This window comes from Ruegeria sp. CL5, assembly GCF_056536485.1.
In genome coordinates, this window is the sequence record NZ_JBQFPS010000013.1 from 52,705 (window position 1) to 70,095 (window position 17,391).

Below are 17,391 nucleotides of genomic sequence, written 5' to 3' on the forward strand. Positions count from 1 at the left end.
TGCTTGTCGGATAATAGTTGATTTTGTAACTAACAAGGATGACACAGCAGAATAATGATGAAAAAGATGAGTTTGATTTGCGAAATTTCCTGCCATTCCTGTTGAATCAGGCGGCCGAGGAAAGCTCGCTCGAATTTCAACGCGTCTACAAGAATCGATACGGGATGCTGCGCACCGAGTGGCGGGTGCTGTTTCACCTTGGAAATTATGGTGAGATGACAGCCAAGGATATCGGTCTGCGCGCGAAGATCCATAAGACCAAAGTCAGCCGCGCTGTGCGCAAGCTTGAACAGCGCCGATATCTGAAACGGACGCGGGACGAAAATGACCGCAGGGTTGAAAGGCTGACGCTGACAACCTCTGGTGAGAGTGTGTATCGTGAGCTACGCGGGATCGCGCGCGACTATGACGCCAAGCTTGCGGCCCATTTTACGACTGGCGAGGCGGCATTGCTGCGCATGATGCTGCGACGGCTTGCCGGAATGGAATAATACTCTGGTAATCCGGGGCCACGATCCCCAGATCAACGCCATAACAAACACAGGACTGTGAAATGACCAAGCCGGCGTCCCCAACGGCAAAATCCCATGATCTGATCAATTGGCTTGTTGCCCGCGGTCTGGAAGGGGCCGACAAAGAAGAGCTGCTGGACGGTTACTGCAACCGCCTGGTCGATCTTGGCGTGCCTTTGATGCGGTTCCACGCAGCGCAACCGGCATTGCATCCGGTCTACGGTGGCACCGGATACAGCTGGTATCAGGATCGGGGGGGTGATTTCCAAACTTTCGAATACTCCGAGGAGCCCAGCGAGGTTTGGACCAAAAGCCCGCTCTACGTCATTCTGAACGAGGACGTCGACGCGATCCGCGAACGTCTGGTCGATCAGAATGAGCCCAGTCGATTTCCATTGCTGAATGAATTGCGGGAAAATGGTGCCACGGACTATTACGCGACTGGTATTAGCTTTGATGTGCCCAGCCAAACCAACCCGCACGATGCAAAAATGTCAATTGATGGCGTGCTGATGTCCTGGGCCAGCAACGCGCCTGAAGGGTTCGGCGACGATGATCTGGAAGTGATCGAAACTGCGCTGCCGCACCTGGGTTTGGCCTTGAAGTCGGCCTCGAATGCGCGGGTGTCTAAGGACTTGATGCGGGTTTACCTGGGACGTGATGCCGGGCGGCGGGTCCTGTCCGGCGAAATCCGACGGGGGTCTTTGCAGCAAATCGATGCAGTGATCTGGAATTTCGATCTCGAAGGTTTCACCAGCCTGTCGGAAGAACTTCCGGGGATTGAAGTCATTGACATGTTGAATGACTACCTCGCTGCGGTGGTGGATGTGGTTCATCAATGTGATGGCAATATCCTGAAATTTATGGGCGACGGGGTTATGGCGATGTTTGATGTGGGCGAAATTGATGCCGACGCCCGTGCCGCTCTGGCTGCCGCGACAATGCTTCAGGAGCGTATGGCCGAGCTGAACACCCTGCGCAAAGAGCGTGGGCAGCCCGTTTCGAACTATACGCTGGCCCTGCATGCGGGCGAGATTCTTTATGGCAATATCGGTGCCGACAGCCGTCTTGATTTTACCGTCATCGGCCCGACCGTGAACCAGACATCCCGTATCGCCGGGATGCATCGTTCGTTGGGGCAGCGAATATTGATCTCGGATGATGTGGCCCGTGCGGCTCAGCCTTGCGATCAGGATCTGATTTCAGTTGGGCGCTATATGCTGCGAGGTGTGGCAGAGCCGAAAGAGCTGTTTACGGTCCATACTCCCTCAAAATAAGCGCTCTGCACTTTGGGGTGCGAAGCATTTTGGTTTCAGAGGGCTCGCCCGGTTCAAATCCGGGTTAGGCAACGTCACGTTTATGGTGTGTAGTCCTGGGTTGAAACGCGTGGATGCGAATATCGCATCCGTCGGTTTCGATTGCTGCGTTTGTCGCTACTTCATTCCAGTTTTCACACTCACCATCCAAGGGCTCTGATGACACGATGATACCATCGGTGCATTTTCGATAGTGAAGGCTGGGGGCGAAACGATCTGATGCGTATCTGGCCGCGAACAGGCGTTCTCCATTTGACCAGCACGCTGCAAATCGCAGATAAGGCAGATCACCGCTCTTCCTCGAGAGCTCCTCAACGCGCTTGACCGCGCGGAACATTGCGCCAATTGGATCGACTTCAAGACCTTCTCCATGGGCGATCAGGAAAATTGCCTCGCTTTCGGTTGCGCCCTGTCTGTGTTCATAAAGATCGGCGGGGATCATGGCATCAAGCCTTTGACGAATTTGATTGTGACCACCAGCTTGCCCGTTGTGCATAAAACTCCACCTACCGTATCCGAATGGGTGGCAATTGTTTCGCGAGGTAGCCGTTCCCGTCGACGCGCGAACATGGGCTAGAAAAAGATTGGATCGGGTGTGATGCGCGAGCTGCCGTAGATTGGCATCTGACCATGCAGGATTGGTATCTTTGTAGAAACACGGGTCTGTGCGATCCGAATACCAGGTAAGGCCAAAACCGTCAGCGTTTATGGGTGTCTTCCCGACAAGCGCATTTCGGCTTTGCTCAACCAGAGATTGCTCTTGCTTTAAGATCAACTCATCCAAATAGCGGTTCTCACCAATCCACGCCAGAAATCGACACATCAGCCTTTATCCAATTCTTGTGAAGTCTGGAAATAAATAGCATTGGTAATTGAAAAAAAGCACCCAAAGTTCAGGGGAATATGGCGTATCCATCTATCAAATGGTCGAAGTATCGCGGCATGTGCGGGTCAAGCTTACCATCCGATTCGGTAATCAGAAATCGATCTCAACGCCCGGCAGGTTCAATTCTTTCATCATGTCGCGCAATTCCTGCCGCGCGGCGATGTTCGAGATATTGAGCTGTTTGACGCCAATATCCTTGAGGTCCAGCAGGGTCAGCCCGCGCGGAAAAAGTTCGCGGAAGATAACCCGTTCAGAGAAACCAGATGCCACCCGGAAACCGATGCGCTGCGACAGCATCTCGATGGCGCGTTGCATCTTTTCCTTATTGACCATGCGCTGCGTCCCGACCCGGTTACGCACCACCACCCAGTCGATCGGTTTCAAGCCGGCCTGAGCACGCAATTGGCGGGCGTTCCAAACCATTTCGGAATAGACCGACGGACCAAGGATTTTCTCACCCTTGGAATCGATCCGCGCCAGCAAGTCGAAATCGATGAAACTGTCGTTCAGCGGCGTAACCAGCGTATCGGCCAGTGAATGGGCCACCTGGCTGAGGCGCGTATGCGATCCGGGGCAATCGATCAGGATAAAATCGCTGTCACTTTCCAGCTCTGCGACGGCAGCCGACAGGCGGTGGTCATATATATTCTCGCCGGGTTTCAGCGCGCTGGCGTCAATCTCGGGCAGGTCGTGATGACGCGGACTGGGCAGAGACAGGTCCGAGCCGTTGAGGAAGTTCAGGCGATTCTCGAAATACCGGCCCAGACTGCGCTGCCGCAAGTCGAGATCAAGCGTGCTGACCTTATGCCCCAGTCGGGCCAGGGCAGTGGCAACATGCATTGACACGGTCGATTTACCTGCGCCGCCTTTTTCGTTCCCGACCACGATGATATGTGCCATGCCTGTATTCCCAAGTCCCGCCGTGTTTATCTACACGTTGTGGCAGCCACTATATGTTGTGTGAGCGTGGAAGGGAAGAACCTCGGGCCGTCCCGAGTAGCTTTATCAGGCTCTATTTTGGAAAAACGCGTGATGGGTTGGGTTTAGGGTAACTCCTTGCCAAACAGACGCCCGTATTTCACTGTCGGGATCGAGGAATTGTGATTAAGGACAGCAATTGGACCATCTGTTTTTGAACGTCCTGAACGTGGTTCTGCCCGTCCTGATTTGTGCTGGAATCGGTTATTGTCTGGCACTAATCCGTGCTCCGTTCGACAATAAGGTCATTGGTGGAATCGTATCGAGGGTCGGATATCCAACCCTGATCATCTCGCACTTGTCGACCACCAAAATCGCGGTCGGCACGTTTCTTGACGTGATGACAGCAGCCGCTTTGGCGATCGCAGGATTTGGAGTGTTGGGGTTTGTCGCGCTCAAGCTGATGCGGTTGCCAGCGCGGGCGTTTTTAACGCCGCTTATGCACGGCAATGTCGGCAATATCGGTCTTCCCATAACCTTACTGGCGTTGGGGGATGCCGGCATGGCTTATACGATGGGATTTGTGGTTGTTGTGCTGATCAGTATTTTCACGATCGGTATGTGGATTCCGGCTGGGGAGTTCTCACCCAGAAAACTTGCCACATCTCCGATCATCTACGCGGTAGCGCTATCTCTGGTGCTGATGGCCACTGGCTATAGCCTTCCACAACCGGTCGCCAAATCCTTTGACATACTGGGTGGTCTCTCGATTCCGCTGATGCTGCTGACGTTGGGGCACACGCTTGCGACGCTGCGGATCATAAGCCTTGGGCGCGCTGTATTGCTGACTGCGTTGCACCTGGTGATGGCCATGGTGATTGCAAGCGCGCTAGTCTGGGCTTTCGACTTCACGGGGGCCGAGCGGGGGGCGGTGATCCTGTGCTGCCTGATGCCGTCTTCCGTCGCAACATATCTATTCATTGATCAACATGTACCGGAATACGGGCCCGACGTGGCCGGGTTCATTCTGGTTTCAACCCTGACCACGATTTTGGTGTTGCCGGTGGCACTGTCTTACTGGGTCTGAAGTGGGCAAAGCTCGCCTTGCGGAAAAACTATACGCACCAACGAAAAATCGTTTAATAATAGGAACAACACAGAGCTAGGCTATGCGCAATGAAGGCCAGCAGGCTATTCCTGAACGAGGAGTACACAGATGCCAGCAAGCGTAACTGATGACAATTCAGGCTCGCGTGGGGGGCGTCTGGTTCTCATAATGACGGCGCTGTGCATGATGGTAGTTGGATTCAATTCGACCGCCGTCGCGACGATCCTGCCCAACCTGAAAACCGAATTTGATCTGTCACCATCCAGCCTGCAATGGGTGATGGCAATCTATACGGTGGTGAGCGCCACACTTGTTACCATCGTTAGCCGGCTGGGTGATATTACCGGCAAGGTCGGCGTATTCTTTGCCGGGATGATTGTATTTGCCCTTGGCTCAGCCCTGGTGCTGTTTTCGCAGGATGCTGCCATGTTATTGATAGGCCGAGGGGCTCAGGGCGCAGGGGCTGCGGCGTTGTTTGGCACCTCTCTGTCATTGTTGACGGCGGCGACACCAGAAGATCAGCGGGCCAGCGTAACCGGCGCCTGGGGTGCGATCGTTGGGTTGGCGATCGGTGTGGGTCCGATCTTGGGCGGCGCGTTCGCGCATTACCTCAGTTGGCGGGGCGTGTTTGCCACCGATCTCGCGCTGCTGCTGGTTGCATTTTTGGTTGGGTTACGGGTGAGCAAGGAACATTATGTCCCTGACACGCGGCTTGCTGGTGCGAAGTTTGATCTGGCTGGTGCCGTTGCTTTGGTCCTGCTGCTCGGTCCGCTGTCCTTCGCTCTTAGCAATGGCGAAAGCCAGGGCTGGACCTCTAGTTCGACACTAATCCCGCTTTGCGTTTCAGCGATTGCGGTGATTGCGTTGATTATCACCTCGCGCCGAAGCGCAGACCCTCTGATAGAGCTGCGTTATTTCCGTCATCCCCGCTATTTCATGGCAGCGGCGGGGATGTTCATCACCGGCTTCGCGCTGTTTAGCTTCTTTGTCTATTTCAACGTGTTTGTGCAGTCGCCCGATGCATTTGGCTTATCGGCCGTCGGTGCAGGTGTGGCGATCCTGCCGTTGAGCCTCAGCATGTTCGTTGTGTCCGTGATCGCGCCGCGCTTTCTGGCACCCTATAGCTTCCAATGGCCCGTGATACTTGGCATGGGTTTCATGGCCTGTGGTTTCCTGCTGTTGACCATGACGACGAACACGACCGGCATGGGCGGGATCTGGTGGAAGCTGCTGATCATAGGGACCGGGCTTGGCATCGGGTTTTCATTGCTGCCTCGTCTCGGGCTGCGCTTGTTGCCAGAAGAGCACATGGGGCAGGGCTCGGGTGTGGTGAACGCGTTCCTCTATTTTGGTGCGACCCTTGGTGCCGTGGTCGGTGGGCTGGCCGAGGCGATCACCACCCGTCGGGGTCTGTCCGAAGTGATCGCCGCATTACCCGCTGGATCAGAGCAACGGGCCGATCTGGCTCATGCGTTGACCCATGGTAGAGCCAGTCAGGTACAGCAGCTTATCGCTGGGCTTGATCCGGATACTGGCGCGACACTGGCACGTGCTCTGCGTGATCTTCAGGATGATGCTTTTGACAGTGTGATGCTGATCGCTGCCGGTGTCGCACTGGCTGGGATGCTGCTGGCATTGCTGCTGCTCAGAGGGCCCGTTCCGCCTGTGCATAGCGCGGTGAACCTGACCCGATAGCGCACGGTTTCAAGTACGATTCTGGGTTAGGGGCTTACTTCATGCTCTGAGTTGAGCATAGCGAAAACATAACTGGTACGTCCGGAAGCACAACTTTTGTGAATAGCGGCTACCGGAACTGAGGTTATGATGTGGATGTATTGGTATTGGAAAAGTTAATGAGTCTACTTGGTATCACGAAACGGTTTCTGTATGTCCTTTTATCACTGTGTACCTTGCCCGTATGCACTTTGGCACAAGAATCCTCGGCTTCGGACAAATGGCCAATAGATAGGGTGCTGTCCTATGCACCGACTCCTGACCTGAGTTGGCTCAATCATAAACCTGCCGGGTTTCACGGAAAAATTCTAGCGCAAGACGGTGCATTGGTGTTTGAGGATGGGACGCCAGTCCGTTTTTGGGGCGTTAATCTACAGGCATATGCGTTATTTCACACCAACCTGAATTCAGTCGAACTGCATGCCCAAAGGATGGCACGGTTGGGGATTAACCTTGTCAGAATTCACCACCACGATTCTCATTGGGTGGGTCCTAACGTCTTCGGATCAGATCCCTCTGATACGCTTAACCTCGACCCAGCGTCGATGCAAAGGCTTGACGCTTGGATTGCAGCGCTCAAGAGGCAAGGAATTTACGTATGGCTTGATCTCCATGTAGGTCGAAGGTTTACGCCGCAGGACGGAATTTCCGGGTTCGATGAGATTGCTGGGGATGACGATATCGCCGATGTCAGAGGCTTTAACTACATCTCGCGCAGCATTGAGGCGCGAATGGTCGAATTCCAGAACGCCTATTTGCGTCACGAAAATTCTTTGACGGGTCTTACGTATGCCGAGGACCCGGCAGTCGTCGCTGTGATGTTGACGAACGAAAACGACCTTACACATCACTTCGGCAACGCTCTCCTCCCGAACAAGAATGTACCTATGCATAGTGAACTATTCATGGCTCTGGCAGATGAATTTGCGCGCGGCAACGGGCTTGATCCCGATGAAACCTGGCGGACATGGGAGCACGGCGACTCGAAGATTTTTCTGAACGATCTTGAACGCCGTTTTAACGAACAACTGATCCCCGCTGTTCGCGACACTGGATTTGAAGGTCTGATCTCGACAACGAGCCTTTGGGGCGGGATGACAATCGCGGGTCTGCCATCGCTGACCGTTGGGTCCATAATCGACGCGCATAGTTATGGAGCAGTTGGTGAAATTGGTTTTGACCCGCGCCAACAGAGTGGATTTTTTGGAATGGATCGCGATCGCGCAGGTCGAAGGTATGCCGCTTAGCGTTTCGGAGTGGAACATTGGGGAGTTTCCCGCAGAAGATAGGTTCATCACGCCGCTCCGTGTTGCGACGAGCGCAGCGCATCAAGGCTGGGATGCCATGATGATCTATGGCTACTCACAGCAATCTCTGAACCGATCAACTTCGCCAAACAATTGGAGTATGGCCGAAGATCCCGGGATGATATGGATGATGCCCGCCGCAGCCCTTCTGTTCCGGGAAGGCCATGTCAAGCAAGCCGAGAATACGTACGCGATTTGCTTGGATGAGGACACGTTCTTTGGCCGTCCCGTGTCTCCGGAAACATCAGTTGCCATACGGACAGTGTTTGAACAAAGCAGGTTGGTAACATGTATGCCCGAGACTCGTGCATTGCCGTGGCTCGCGGCGACCAAATTGAACCGCGACGAATACGGCCCGCTTGATCTCGACAGATCATATTTGGCAGAGGATGCCACTGTTGTTGCCGCAGATACGGGCGAGTTTCAGCGCGACTTTGGCAATGCCCGGTTCACGGTGGACACGGGAAAGAGTCAGATCGCGGCAGGCTTTTTCCATGACGAGGTAATTACGACCAGAAATGTTGTATTCGACATCACGACACCCATGGCGGCGGTGGCAGTTCAAAGTCTGGATGGCAATGACATTGCACAATCGCGTCAGATTTTGATTTCGATTTCAGGGCGAAGTGTTTCTGTCGAACCTCAATCAGCTGCCTTCCGGGTCGAACCGGTTACGGGCATTTTGCAGATTACCGCCTCCGCTGACCTCAAACTGAGGTCCGTTGATCCGGGCCGGGCCCTTCCTCCAATGGCGCATCAATATGAAAATGGCAGGCACATAGTTGACCTGACAGAACTTAATGGTGCGCGCTGGCTTTATCTTGATCTGTTGCAATAAAAAAAGACCGCCCCAAGGGGCGGTCTTTTGAATTCGAGCGGTTTGGGATTAGAAGCCCAGACCTTCGTATTTCTTCTTGAACTTCGACACGCGGCCACCAGCGTCCAACAGGCGCGACGAGCCACCGGTCCATGCCGGGTGCACGGAGGGGTCGATTTCCAAGGCCAGCTGGTCGCCTTCGGCACCCCAGGTGGATTTCATCTGAACCACGGTGCCATCGGTCATTTTGACGTCGATGAGGTGATAATCGGGATGGATGTCTTTTTTCATCTTTCCGCTCCTTACGCCTCGGCGCCAGCCTTGGGCTTGTAGTTGGTGACCTCTGCGATACGCGCGGATTTACCACGGCGCGAGCGCAGGTAGTACAGTTTGGCGCGACGAACGCGGCCACGGCGGACAACGGTGATGCTGTCGATGTTGGTCGAATGCAGCGGGAACACACGTTCCACACCTTCGCCAAACGAGATTTTGCGAACGGTGAACGAACCGGCGATGCCGTTGCCACCTTTACGTGCGATGCAGACGCCTTCGTAGTTCTGCACACGGGTACGTGACCCTTCGGTCACTTTAAAGCCGACACGGATGGTGTCACCGGCTTTGAAATCGGGGATGTCTTTCCCCAGGGCGGCAATCTGTTCCGCCTCAAGCTGTGCGATAAGGTCCATCGCAGTTACTCCTATCTGCTCGTGGTTGGTCCACGAAGTTTGGGCACGGGCTGAGAGCTCTTGGTCTTCACCGGGTCCTGCGTACAGCCCGCCAGAGGTCAGATCGAATGTTCCTTTTGGTCCGGTCCGCCCTGTCGCGCCGGGGCCGAAGAAAGCCGGGCGTCACGTCAGGATGCAAACCAAAACACCGGAGTCGCGTAATACGGCACCGGATTGCGCTGCTTTAAGGGCTTTGTGTGCAGGGATCAAGCCTAAACTGGCACGATTCACTGCGGATGCCGGTGTGTTTTCGCCATCGGTCAAATACATCGTTGCCTTGGCGGCCAGATCAGGCATTCTGGGTTCAATTATCAGAGCAGAAATTTGATACAGGACCAAAAGATGCGCAAAGCACTCCTGCTGGCCGTCATAGCGCTTGCACTCTTCTCATGTGGCCGCCGCGGCCCCCAGCCTCAGGCGGTTGAACCGCAGGCCTTTGCGGACACGACCCCGCCTTCGATCATCTATCCCGCGTTTGGTGACGCCGACCCGCATGAATGGGAGGGTCGCCACCCCGGCCATTACCCGGTGCACGGGCTTGATGTATCGCGCTGGCAGGGGCCGATTGACTGGCGCACCGCCCAGAAATCCGGTGTCAGTTTCGCGTTCATCAAGGCCACCGAGGGTGGGGATTTCTCCGATCCGATGTTTGAAGAACATCGGCGCGGTGCACAGGCTGCTGGTGTGCCTTGGGGTGCCTACCACTATTACTATTTCTGCCGCCCAGCTCATGAGCAGGCCCGTTGGTTCATCCAGAACGTGCCCAATGGGGCCGATCTGCCGCATGTGCTGGACATGGAATGGACGCCGCATTCCAAAACCTGCACCTTGCGCCCCGATGGGCGAACCGTCCGGGCCGAGGCAAAAAAATTCCTGGATATTCTGGAACGCCATTATGGGCGCCGCCCGATTGTCTATACAACGGTCGACTTTTACCGCGACACCGACATTGGCCGGCTGCCCAAGACAGAGTTCTGGCTGCGTTCGGTCGCCGGACATCCTCGCAATGTCTACCCACGCGCGATCTGGCGGTTCTGGCAGTATACCGGCACAGGTCTGGTACCGGGGGTTCAGGGCAAGGTCGACATCAACACCTTTAATGGTACGCCCGAGACTTGGGCGCTCTGGAAAGCGACCCGCTAGTCTTAGTCGTTGTCCTTGGATTTCTGATATGCGTCCCAAAGATCGGGCCGCCGTTCGCGGGTGATCTCTTCCGACATCTCATGACGCCAGTCCGCGATGCGACCGTGGTGGCCCGACATCAGAATGTCCGGGATCGGACGGCCTTTCCAGTCGGCAGGGCGGGTGTATTGCGGATGCTCCAACAGGCCGGAGGAGAAGCTTTCCTCCTCAGCCGAAGCCTGATTACCCAGAACGCCAGGGATCAGCCTCACCGTAGCGTCGATCAGGGCTTGCGCCGCGATCTCGCCTCCGGTCATGACGAAATCGCCCAAGGAAACTTCTTGCACGCCGTAATGCTCAAGCACCCGCTCATCGACGCCTTCGAACCGCCCGCACAGCAGGGTCATGCCATCGCAGCGCGCCAGATTCTGCATCATCTGCTGGTCCATCCGTCGCCCGCGTGGGCTTAGGTAGATCAGTGGCCAGTTGCCCCGGATGCCTGCCATTGTGTGTTCGATGGCATTGCCCAGCACATCGGCACGCAGGACCATGCCCGCACCGCCACCTGCAGGGGTGTCATCCACATTGCGATGCTTGCCAACCCCGAACTGGCGCAGGTCGACGGTTTCCAATTGCCACAGACCTTCCTGCAGGGCCTTGCCAGTTAGGCTTTCACCCAGCACTCCCGGAAAGGCCGAAGGGAAAAGGGTGATGATCTTGGCCTTCCACACCCCGTGCAGATCGGGGGTTGGCGTCATCAACTCGCGCGGCTTCAGCGTCGGGCGGATGGCTTTGCGGCCATGGGACTTTCCGGGTTTATCTGTCATTTCGAGCCGATCAGATTATTTTGGACGCGTTGAAACAGAGCTGCCTTTTGTTCGATCAGCGCAGCGTCGTCCAGCTCGGATCGGTTCATCTCTAACATCTGCTGCAAGATATCCTCGGGCAGGCGTGGGTTCGAGCGCGTCGGGCCCACCAGTTCGGCGGCCTTGTCCGGGGGCAAGTCAAGGAATTCGGCAAATGTATTTCCAAGCCCATAGCGCAGGCCCTGCAGGTCCTCCAGCCATTCGGTTCGGACCGAGACCGAAGGCAGGCGATCACGCACTGCTTCAGCTGCGATCTGGGGGGAGGGCACGGGTTCAAGCCGGGCACGAAACGTCTCAAAATCCTGGATCAGGCGCGAGCGCTGCAGATCATGTGCCCACAGGCTGCGCAGCCAGCTTCCACGCTGCCGCAGCGAGTAGTAGAGTGTGATATGCACATCTTCGCCCGCGAACCGGTCGCGGATCAGGCCAACAAGACAAGAGGCAAGCTCGGGCGCGGCTTCATATCCCACCGCGACATTGCGGCTGGGGCGCAGGCCCGAAAAGTTTTCTTCGCTCAAGACCAGCCCGCGTTTCTGGCCGAATTCCAGCGAATTCAGAAAGTGCCGCATCTGATCCTTGAAATCACTCATCGCGCCGGGTGTGCCATAGACAGAATAGCGTGTGGCTGCTTCGGACAGGCCGTTTTTGCGGGTCCGATAGGGCAGAACCAGCGCATGGTGCGGCCAGATCAGTGACCGGTTTTCGAACAGAAAGGACTGCGCCGCCGTTGTCCCGGTCTTGTGCAGACCCAGATGCAGCAGCACACGGCGCATTACAGCAGGCCCTCGGGCGGATCAGCAATGATGCGGCCCTTGTCCAGATCAACAGTCGGCACCGACTCCAGCGTGAACGGCAATAGAACAGTGGCCTTCAGCCCCGGCCCATGCAGTTCCAGCAGGTCCGCCGCGCCATGATTCTGAACCGACTTCACCCGGCCTAGAAGGGTGCCTCCGGTGTCATAAACCTCAAGCCCGATCAGATCGGTGTGGTAAAACTCATCATCCGGCAGCGACGGCAATTGATCACGTCGCGCATAAAGGCGCAGGCCGTTCAGCGCATCCGCTGCCTCCTTGGTCTCAACCCCACCCAGCCGGGCGGCGAAGCCGTTCTTGATTGCGCGGGTCAGAACCACCGGATAGCGGTCTTTGCCGCTTTCATCGGTCAGCGGTGAATAGCCCTCGATATCCTCGGGGACGGCGCAGAAGCTTTTCAGCCGCACCTCGCCGCGCACACCGTACGAACCCGCAATGCTGCCCACGCAGATCAGATCACTCATTTCGACCATCCGTCACACATAGCCCGTTCCGCCATTGCCCGATCACCTCGCATGCTTCGCGCTGGTTGGAGCGTTCGAAGAATACGCCCACAATAAAGGCGATCGCCAGCAGGATGGGAAGCCGTAACAATCCGAACATGTCTAGCGTACCCCGATGGGCAAAGTGTCATTGCGGTCTTCCCAGCCGACCTGCTCCAATTCAGGCGTATCCGAAAAACTTTCGGGCAGGCCTACACAGAAATAACCGATCAACCGCCAGTCCGCGGGCACATCCAGATCGCGCGCCATTTGGTCTGGGTCGAGGATCGAGACCCAACCCAGCCCCAGCCCTTCTGCCCGTAAGGCAAGCCAGAACAGGGTGATGGCAGAGACCACAGAATAGCGCCGCATCTCGGGCATAGTACCCGCGCCCAGACCTTGGCCTTTGTCGGTGGCATCGTCGCAAAACACGGCCAGCTGCACCGGGGCTTCTTTCATCCCGGTCAGTTTCAATTGGCTATACAGCTGCGCCTTTTCGCCGGAATATCCGTTCAACGCCTGTTCGTTTGCGGCTTGGAAATTCGTCAGCGCCGCGTCACGCGCGGCCTGAGTTTCGACGCGGATCACACGCCAGGGTTCGCTCAGCCCCACTGAAGGGGCCAGTCGAAACGCGTCGAGGCAGCGCGTCAGCACTGACTCGTCAATTGCATCAGTGCGGAACCGGCGCACATCACGCCGGAGCCGCATCAACAGATCGAACTGCGTGCGAAAATCGTCGGTAAAAGCCTGATCCCGCACGCGCCCGCCTGCTTATTCTTCTGCCGTAGCTTCTTCAGCCGGTGCAGCAGCAGCTTCAGCCGCCTCAGCAGCTTTGGCCGCTTTTTCTTCTGCGCGTTCCTGAGCTTTCTTGCCCGGAGTACCCTTGTTGGGGTTGTTGCGCTCGGCCTTGTCGCGTGCGCCAGCAGCTTCCAGCATGCGTGCGATACGGTCGGTGGGCTGTGCGCCCTGATCCAGCCAGTACTGGATGCGCTCCATGTTCATTTTCACGCGCTCTTCGCTGTCTTTCGGCAGCAGCGGGTTGTAGGTGCCCAGTTTCTCGATGAAACGGCCATCGCGCGGCATACGGCTGTCAGCCGCAACAATGCGATAGAAGGGACGTTTTTTCGAGCCGCCGCGGGCGAGACGAATTTTCATTGCCATGGTGGTATCTCCTTTGAATGGCGTATCCGGCGTAGGTGCCGGTTAGTTCTGATGTTTCTTGTGGTGTCGGATGACTTCCTGAATGATGAAATTCAGAAAAGCCTTGGCGAAATCGGGGTCCAGATCGGCCTCTTTCGCCAGGTCTTCTAACCGTGCGATCTGCGCTGCTTCGCGCGACGGATCGGACGGGGGAAGGTCGTGTGCGGCCTTGAGCTTGCCCACAGCCTGCGTGTGCTTGAACCGCTCACCCAGCGTGTAGACAAGGATCGCATCCAGCCGGTCAATGCTTTCGCGGTGATCCTTCAACAGTGCAGCAGCCTGTGTCACGGGGTTGTTCATTGGCCGGTCCTCTCGGTGGTCAAATCAATCTGCGGATGGCGCCAGACCTGGGCGTGCTTGCCCAAAAGCTCGGCTCTTTCAATCTCCAGAGTTGCACCCAGCCGTTCGGCCAGCGCGCGCGAGCGATCATTGGCATGGGCGATGTAGGAAATCACACCGTTCAGACCCTGATGCCGGGCGGCATAATCGCGTGCAGCCGCTGCGGCCTCAAAGCCCAGACCTTTGCCTTCGGCCTCGGCCATCAGCGTCCAGCCCAGCTCGGGTTCAGCCCAGCCGGGGACGTAGATCATACCGGCCCAGCCGACAAATGCGCCGCTGGCCTTTTCGGTCAGGTGCCACAGGCCATAACCGCGCAGCGCCCAATGACCCAATCTGTTCGAAAGAGAGCTCCAGCTTCCAAGCGCGTCCTTGGGACCACCAACCATATGGCTGCGCTCGGTCGCGAAGAATTCGGACATCGCGGGCAGATCGTCCAGATGCGGCGCGCGCAGGACCAGTCGTTCGGTCTCGACGGTGGGGATGGTAAACGTGGTCATGCGTATGCCTCCACGCCGCCATTGACCAAATCACCTGGCGAAGGATGCCGCCAGATTTCCGAAGTGCCATATTTAGGGTGCTCATAGTGATATTCGAACTGAGCACCCATCCGCTTGGCCACGGCCTTGCTGGCGGTATTGTCTAGATCGATCAGAGAGATCGCGGTTTCCCACCCCAGAACGTCATAGGCATAAGATCGGGCAGTCAAAGCGGCCTCGGTAGCAAATCCTTTGCCGGTGGCGTGGTTCAGCAGGGTCCAGCCGACCTCGGGCTCGGGCCAGCCTTCGGGGAACCACAGTCCGATACGGCCAACGTAGGTACCGGTGTCTTTTTCATCGACGCTCCAATAGCCATAGCCGCGCACGGCCCAATGGCCCAGAAGCGAGGCGAACACCCGCCACACTTCATCCCGGCGCAAAGGTCCGCCGACGAACCGCGCGGCGTCGGTGGCAAAGAACGCCGTATCCGCGTCCAGGTCAGCCTCGGACGGTGCGCGCATGATCAAGCGCTCGGTTTCGAGCGTCGGGATCGGCAGAGCGAACTTCATGCCTGCACCTCACCGTACCGCCAGACATGCTGTGTTGGACCAATGGCTCTTTCGGCAACAGTGTCGCGAGTCGCACCCAGACGCTGCGCCAATGCGTTCGAACGTGTGTTGGACTGCGAAACATAGCTTACGAACCGGCCGGTCCCCAGCAGATCGAAGCCAAAATCGCGAACAGCGCTGCACGCTTCTGTCGCGTAACCTTGCATGCGGAACGTGCTTCCGAACATATAGCCAAGCTCGGGCTCGTGGTCGTCCCATTCGAGGCCCAGAATGACGAAGCCAATCGCCTGATCGTCGTCCTTTAGCGTGACGGTGAACAGGCCATGTCCATGCAAAAGCCAGCCCGATGTGTAGTAAGAAAACTCCGTCCAGGCGTCCTGCTCGGTATCGCCAAAGCTGTCCTTGCAGATCGACGTCCATACCGGCAGGTCGTCCAGAGTGGGCGCACGCAGAACCAGCCGCCGGGTCTCAATGACCGGCAGGGCCGCGCGATACTGCGCTGCTGCCATCGCCGCCTTTCCGGACGGGGGCTGGGTGCAGCGTGCTGACGTCACTTTTTCTTTCCGAACCCGCTCAGACCCGGGGGCAGCCCCATACCGCCACCCAGGCCGAGCAGACCGCCGGGCATTTTGCCGCCCATCGCTTTAGCCGCTTGCTCCAGCGCCTTGGGGTCCATGCCTGCAGCCATTTCCTCGGGGCTGGGGCCACCTTTGCCGAACATGCCTTTCATGGCTTGTTTCAGCATCTTGCCTTTGCCCATCTTGCCCATCTTCTTCATCATGTCCGACATCTGCCGGTGCATCTTGAGCAGCTTGTTGAGGTCGCTGACCTCCATCCCCGAACCGGCGGCGATGCGTTTCTTGCGGCTTGCCTGCAGCAGTTGCGGGTTCGCGCGTTCGCGTTTGGTCATCGACTGGATCATGGCGATCTGCTGGCGCAGGATCTTGTCGTCGAGGCCCGCCTGATCCATCTGCTTGGCCATCTTGCCCATGCCCGGCATCATGCCCATCATGCCCTGCATGCCGCCCATCTGGATCATCTGTTCCAGCTGCATTTTCAGGTCGTTCATGTTGAACTGACCTTTGACCATGCGCTTCATCATGCGCTCGGTCTGTTCCATCTCCATCGTTTCCTGGGCCTTTTCGACCAGAGCAACAATGTCGCCCATGCCCAGAATACGACCTGCGATCCGGTCCGGCTCGAAGGTTTCGAGCGCGTCCATCTTCTCGCCCAGACCGACAAAGCGGATCGGCTTGCCAGTGACCGCGCGCATCGACAGAGCAGCACCGCCGCGGCCATCACCGTCCATCCGGGTCAAGACCACGCCTGAGATGCCGACCTTAGCGTCGAATTCCTCGGCTACCTCAACGGCGACCTGACCGGTCAGACCGTCAACCACCAGCAGGGTCTCGCGCGGGTCAACCGCGTTGCGGACCTGCTCGACCTCGTCCATCAGGACTTCGTCGATATGCAGACGGCCCGCGGTGTCCAACATGTAGACGTCGTAACCACCCAGCGTCGCCTGCTGTTTGGCGCGCTTGGCGATGTCGACCGGTTTCTGGCCAGGTACGATCGGCAGCGTATCGACGCCGACCTGCGTGCCCAGAACGGCCAACTGATCCATCGCCGCCGGGCGATAGACGTCGAGCGAGGCCATCAGGACCTTCTTGCCCTCTTTTTCTTTCAGGCGTTTCGCCAGTTTACCGGTCGTGGTCGTCTTACCCGAGCCTTGCAGGCCGACCATCAGGATCGGCGCGGGCGGGTTGTCGATCTTCAGCGCGCCGGGGTCTTCTTCGCCACGCAGTGTATCGACCAACGCGTCGTGCACGATCTTGACGACCTGCTGGCCGGGGGTGATCGACTTGGTTACCGCTTGACCGGTCGCTTGCTCTTGCACCTTTTTGACGAACTCACGCGCCACCGGCAGCGAAACGTCAGCCTCAAGCAGGGCAACGCGGACTTCGCGCAGGGCGGTTTTGACGTCTTCTTCGGACAGAGCGCCTTGTTTTGTCAGCCGGTCAAAGACGCCAGAGAGGCGTTCGGATAGATTTTCAAACATGCCTTCGGCCTCCTTAGCCGGTTATCTGGTGGCGTGCCCTAGATAGGACGCGTCGGTTAAATGCACAAACGCCCCCACGGGCGAAACTCGCTGGTGGGGGGCGATCCCTGAACGACTCAAGGGACCGGAAGATCAAACGCTTC

General features: G+C 57.2%; 23 protein-coding genes. 7 read left to right on the forward strand and 16 right to left on the reverse strand.

The genetic code is table 11. From position 1 onward, the window contains the following. Nucleotides 1–38 precede the first annotated feature (38 nt). Both ACR0IU_RS18960 and ACR0IU_RS18965 read left to right on the forward strand, forming a co-directional pair. Nucleotides 39–491, forward strand: coding sequence for a MarR family winged helix-turn-helix transcriptional regulator (locus ACR0IU_RS18960; RefSeq protein ID WP_480717328.1), 453 nt, complete (start codon nucleotides 39–41; stop codon nucleotides 489–491). Nucleotides 492–553: 62 nt separating this feature from the next. Further along, a complete protein-coding gene (locus tag ACR0IU_RS18965; protein WP_480717329.1) occupies nucleotides 554–1,789 on the forward strand; it encodes an adenylate/guanylate cyclase domain-containing protein in 1,236 nt (411 codons plus the stop codon). Between the two features lie 64 nt (nucleotides 1,790–1,853). Here ACR0IU_RS18965 and ACR0IU_RS18970 read toward each other — a convergent pair whose 3' ends face one another. Both ACR0IU_RS18970 and ACR0IU_RS18975 read right to left on the reverse strand, forming a co-directional pair. Beyond that, nucleotides 1,854–2,651 (reverse strand): class II glutamine amidotransferase, encoded by a 798-nt coding sequence (locus ACR0IU_RS18970; RefSeq protein ID WP_480717330.1) that lies wholly within the window; start codon nucleotides 2,649–2,651, stop codon nucleotides 1,854–1,856. Between the two features lie 153 nt (nucleotides 2,652–2,804). Then, the gene (locus ACR0IU_RS18975; RefSeq protein WP_010437571.1) at nucleotides 2,805–3,614 is read right to left on the reverse strand and encodes a division plane positioning ATPase MipZ; all 810 of its coding nucleotides are present in this window, start codon (nucleotides 3,612–3,614) and stop codon (nucleotides 2,805–2,807) included. A 217-nt stretch (nucleotides 3,615–3,831) separates the two neighbouring features. On the opposite strand from ACR0IU_RS18975, the gene ACR0IU_RS18980 reads away from it, so the two are divergent. The 4 genes from ACR0IU_RS18980 (at nucleotide 3,832) to ACR0IU_RS18995 (ending at nucleotide 8,619) form a co-directional block, all read left to right on the forward strand. Continuing rightward, complete coding sequence (locus tag ACR0IU_RS18980; RefSeq protein WP_480717331.1) at nucleotides 3,832–4,719, forward strand: AEC family transporter; 888 nt, start codon at nucleotides 3,832–3,834, stop codon at nucleotides 4,717–4,719. A gap of 129 nt (nucleotides 4,720–4,848) precedes the next feature. Then, complete coding sequence (locus ACR0IU_RS18985) at nucleotides 4,849–6,435, forward strand: MFS transporter (RefSeq protein WP_480717332.1); 1,587 nt, start codon at nucleotides 4,849–4,851, stop codon at nucleotides 6,433–6,435. A 158-nt stretch (nucleotides 6,436–6,593) separates the two neighbouring features. Then, nucleotides 6,594–7,721: a cellulase family glycosylhydrolase gene (locus ACR0IU_RS18990; protein ID WP_480717333.1), complete on the forward strand. Its 1,128-nt coding sequence runs from the start codon at nucleotides 6,594–6,596 to the stop codon at nucleotides 7,719–7,721. Beyond that, complete coding sequence (locus ACR0IU_RS18995) at nucleotides 7,639–8,619, forward strand: hypothetical protein (protein ID WP_480717334.1); 981 nt, start codon at nucleotides 7,639–7,641, stop codon at nucleotides 8,617–8,619. Before ACR0IU_RS18990 ends, ACR0IU_RS18995 begins: the two co-directional genes overlap by 83 nt. A 48-nt stretch (nucleotides 8,620–8,667) precedes the next feature. Here ACR0IU_RS18995 and rpmE read toward each other — a convergent pair whose 3' ends face one another. The 3 genes from rpmE to ACR0IU_RS19010 all read right to left on the reverse strand — a co-directional run bounded on the left by rpmE (nucleotide 8,668) and on the right by ACR0IU_RS19010 (nucleotide 9,620). Next, nucleotides 8,668–8,889 (reverse strand): 50S ribosomal protein L31, encoded by a 222-nt coding sequence (gene rpmE, locus ACR0IU_RS19000; protein ID WP_039541571.1) that lies wholly within the window; start codon nucleotides 8,887–8,889, stop codon nucleotides 8,668–8,670. 11 nt (nucleotides 8,890–8,900) lie between these two features. Further along, entirely contained in the window at nucleotides 8,901–9,284 is a 384-nt protein-coding gene (gene rplS, locus ACR0IU_RS19005; protein ID WP_010437578.1) for a 50S ribosomal protein L19, read from the reverse strand. A 162-nt stretch (nucleotides 9,285–9,446) separates the two neighbouring features. Continuing rightward, nucleotides 9,447–9,620: a hypothetical protein gene (locus ACR0IU_RS19010; protein ID WP_480717335.1), complete on the reverse strand. Its 174-nt coding sequence runs from the start codon at nucleotides 9,618–9,620 to the stop codon at nucleotides 9,447–9,449. Between the two features lie 45 nt (nucleotides 9,621–9,665). On the opposite strand from ACR0IU_RS19010, the gene ACR0IU_RS19015 reads away from it, so the two are divergent. Next, nucleotides 9,666–10,466, forward strand: coding sequence for a glycoside hydrolase family 25 protein (locus tag ACR0IU_RS19015; protein ID WP_480717336.1), 801 nt, complete (start codon nucleotides 9,666–9,668; stop codon nucleotides 10,464–10,466). 2 nt (nucleotides 10,467–10,468) lie between these two features. On the opposite strand, the gene trmD is transcribed toward ACR0IU_RS19015, so the two are convergent. Genes trmD through ffh form a run of 11 tightly spaced genes read right to left on the reverse strand, consistent with a single transcriptional unit; the run spans nucleotide 10,469 to nucleotide 17,248 of the window. Continuing rightward, on the reverse strand, nucleotides 10,469–11,272 hold the full coding sequence (gene trmD / locus ACR0IU_RS19020) for a tRNA (guanosine(37)-N1)-methyltransferase TrmD (RefSeq protein ID WP_480717337.1): 804 nt from the start codon (nucleotides 11,270–11,272) through the stop codon (nucleotides 10,469–10,471). Further along, a complete protein-coding gene (locus tag ACR0IU_RS19025; protein WP_480717338.1) occupies nucleotides 11,269–12,084 on the reverse strand; it encodes a hypothetical protein in 816 nt (271 codons plus the stop codon). Before ACR0IU_RS19025 ends, trmD begins: the two co-directional genes overlap by 4 nt. Continuing rightward, complete coding sequence (gene rimM / locus ACR0IU_RS19030; protein WP_480717339.1) at nucleotides 12,084–12,587, reverse strand: ribosome maturation factor RimM; 504 nt, start codon at nucleotides 12,585–12,587, stop codon at nucleotides 12,084–12,086. Before rimM ends, ACR0IU_RS19025 begins: the two co-directional genes overlap by 1 nt. Further along, a complete protein-coding gene (locus ACR0IU_RS19035; RefSeq protein WP_170425123.1) occupies nucleotides 12,580–12,726 on the reverse strand; it encodes a hypothetical protein in 147 nt (48 codons plus the stop codon). Before ACR0IU_RS19035 ends, rimM begins: the two co-directional genes overlap by 8 nt. Before the next feature lie 2 nt (nucleotides 12,727–12,728). After that, a complete protein-coding gene (gene bluB, locus ACR0IU_RS19040) occupies nucleotides 12,729–13,364 on the reverse strand; it encodes a 5,6-dimethylbenzimidazole synthase (RefSeq protein ID WP_480717340.1) in 636 nt (211 codons plus the stop codon). A 12-nt stretch (nucleotides 13,365–13,376) separates the two neighbouring features. After that, entirely contained in the window at nucleotides 13,377–13,766 is a 390-nt protein-coding gene (rpsP, locus tag ACR0IU_RS19045) for a 30S ribosomal protein S16 (protein WP_171724826.1), read from the reverse strand. 42 nt (nucleotides 13,767–13,808) lie between these two features. Continuing rightward, complete coding sequence (locus tag ACR0IU_RS19050) at nucleotides 13,809–14,105, reverse strand: chorismate mutase (protein ID WP_170392662.1); 297 nt, start codon at nucleotides 14,103–14,105, stop codon at nucleotides 13,809–13,811. Then, nucleotides 14,102–14,641 carry a GNAT family N-acetyltransferase gene (locus ACR0IU_RS19055; protein ID WP_480717341.1) on the reverse strand — a complete coding sequence of 180 codons (540 nt, stop codon included), beginning with the start codon at nucleotides 14,639–14,641 and terminating at the stop codon, nucleotides 14,102–14,104. Before ACR0IU_RS19055 ends, ACR0IU_RS19050 begins: the two co-directional genes overlap by 4 nt. Further along, on the reverse strand, nucleotides 14,638–15,189 hold the full coding sequence (locus ACR0IU_RS19060; RefSeq protein WP_170475753.1) for a GNAT family N-acetyltransferase: 552 nt from the start codon (nucleotides 15,187–15,189) through the stop codon (nucleotides 14,638–14,640). The genes ACR0IU_RS19055 and ACR0IU_RS19060 overlap by 4 nt, the downstream gene beginning before the upstream one ends. Next, a complete protein-coding gene (locus ACR0IU_RS19065) occupies nucleotides 15,186–15,743 on the reverse strand; it encodes a GNAT family N-acetyltransferase (RefSeq protein WP_480717342.1) in 558 nt (185 codons plus the stop codon). The genes ACR0IU_RS19060 and ACR0IU_RS19065 overlap by 4 nt, the downstream gene beginning before the upstream one ends. Further along, nucleotides 15,740–17,248, reverse strand: coding sequence for a signal recognition particle protein (ffh, locus tag ACR0IU_RS19070; RefSeq protein WP_480717343.1), 1,509 nt, complete (start codon nucleotides 17,246–17,248; stop codon nucleotides 15,740–15,742). The genes ACR0IU_RS19065 and ffh overlap by 4 nt, the downstream gene beginning before the upstream one ends. Between the last annotated feature and the right edge of the window lie 143 nt (nucleotides 17,249–17,391).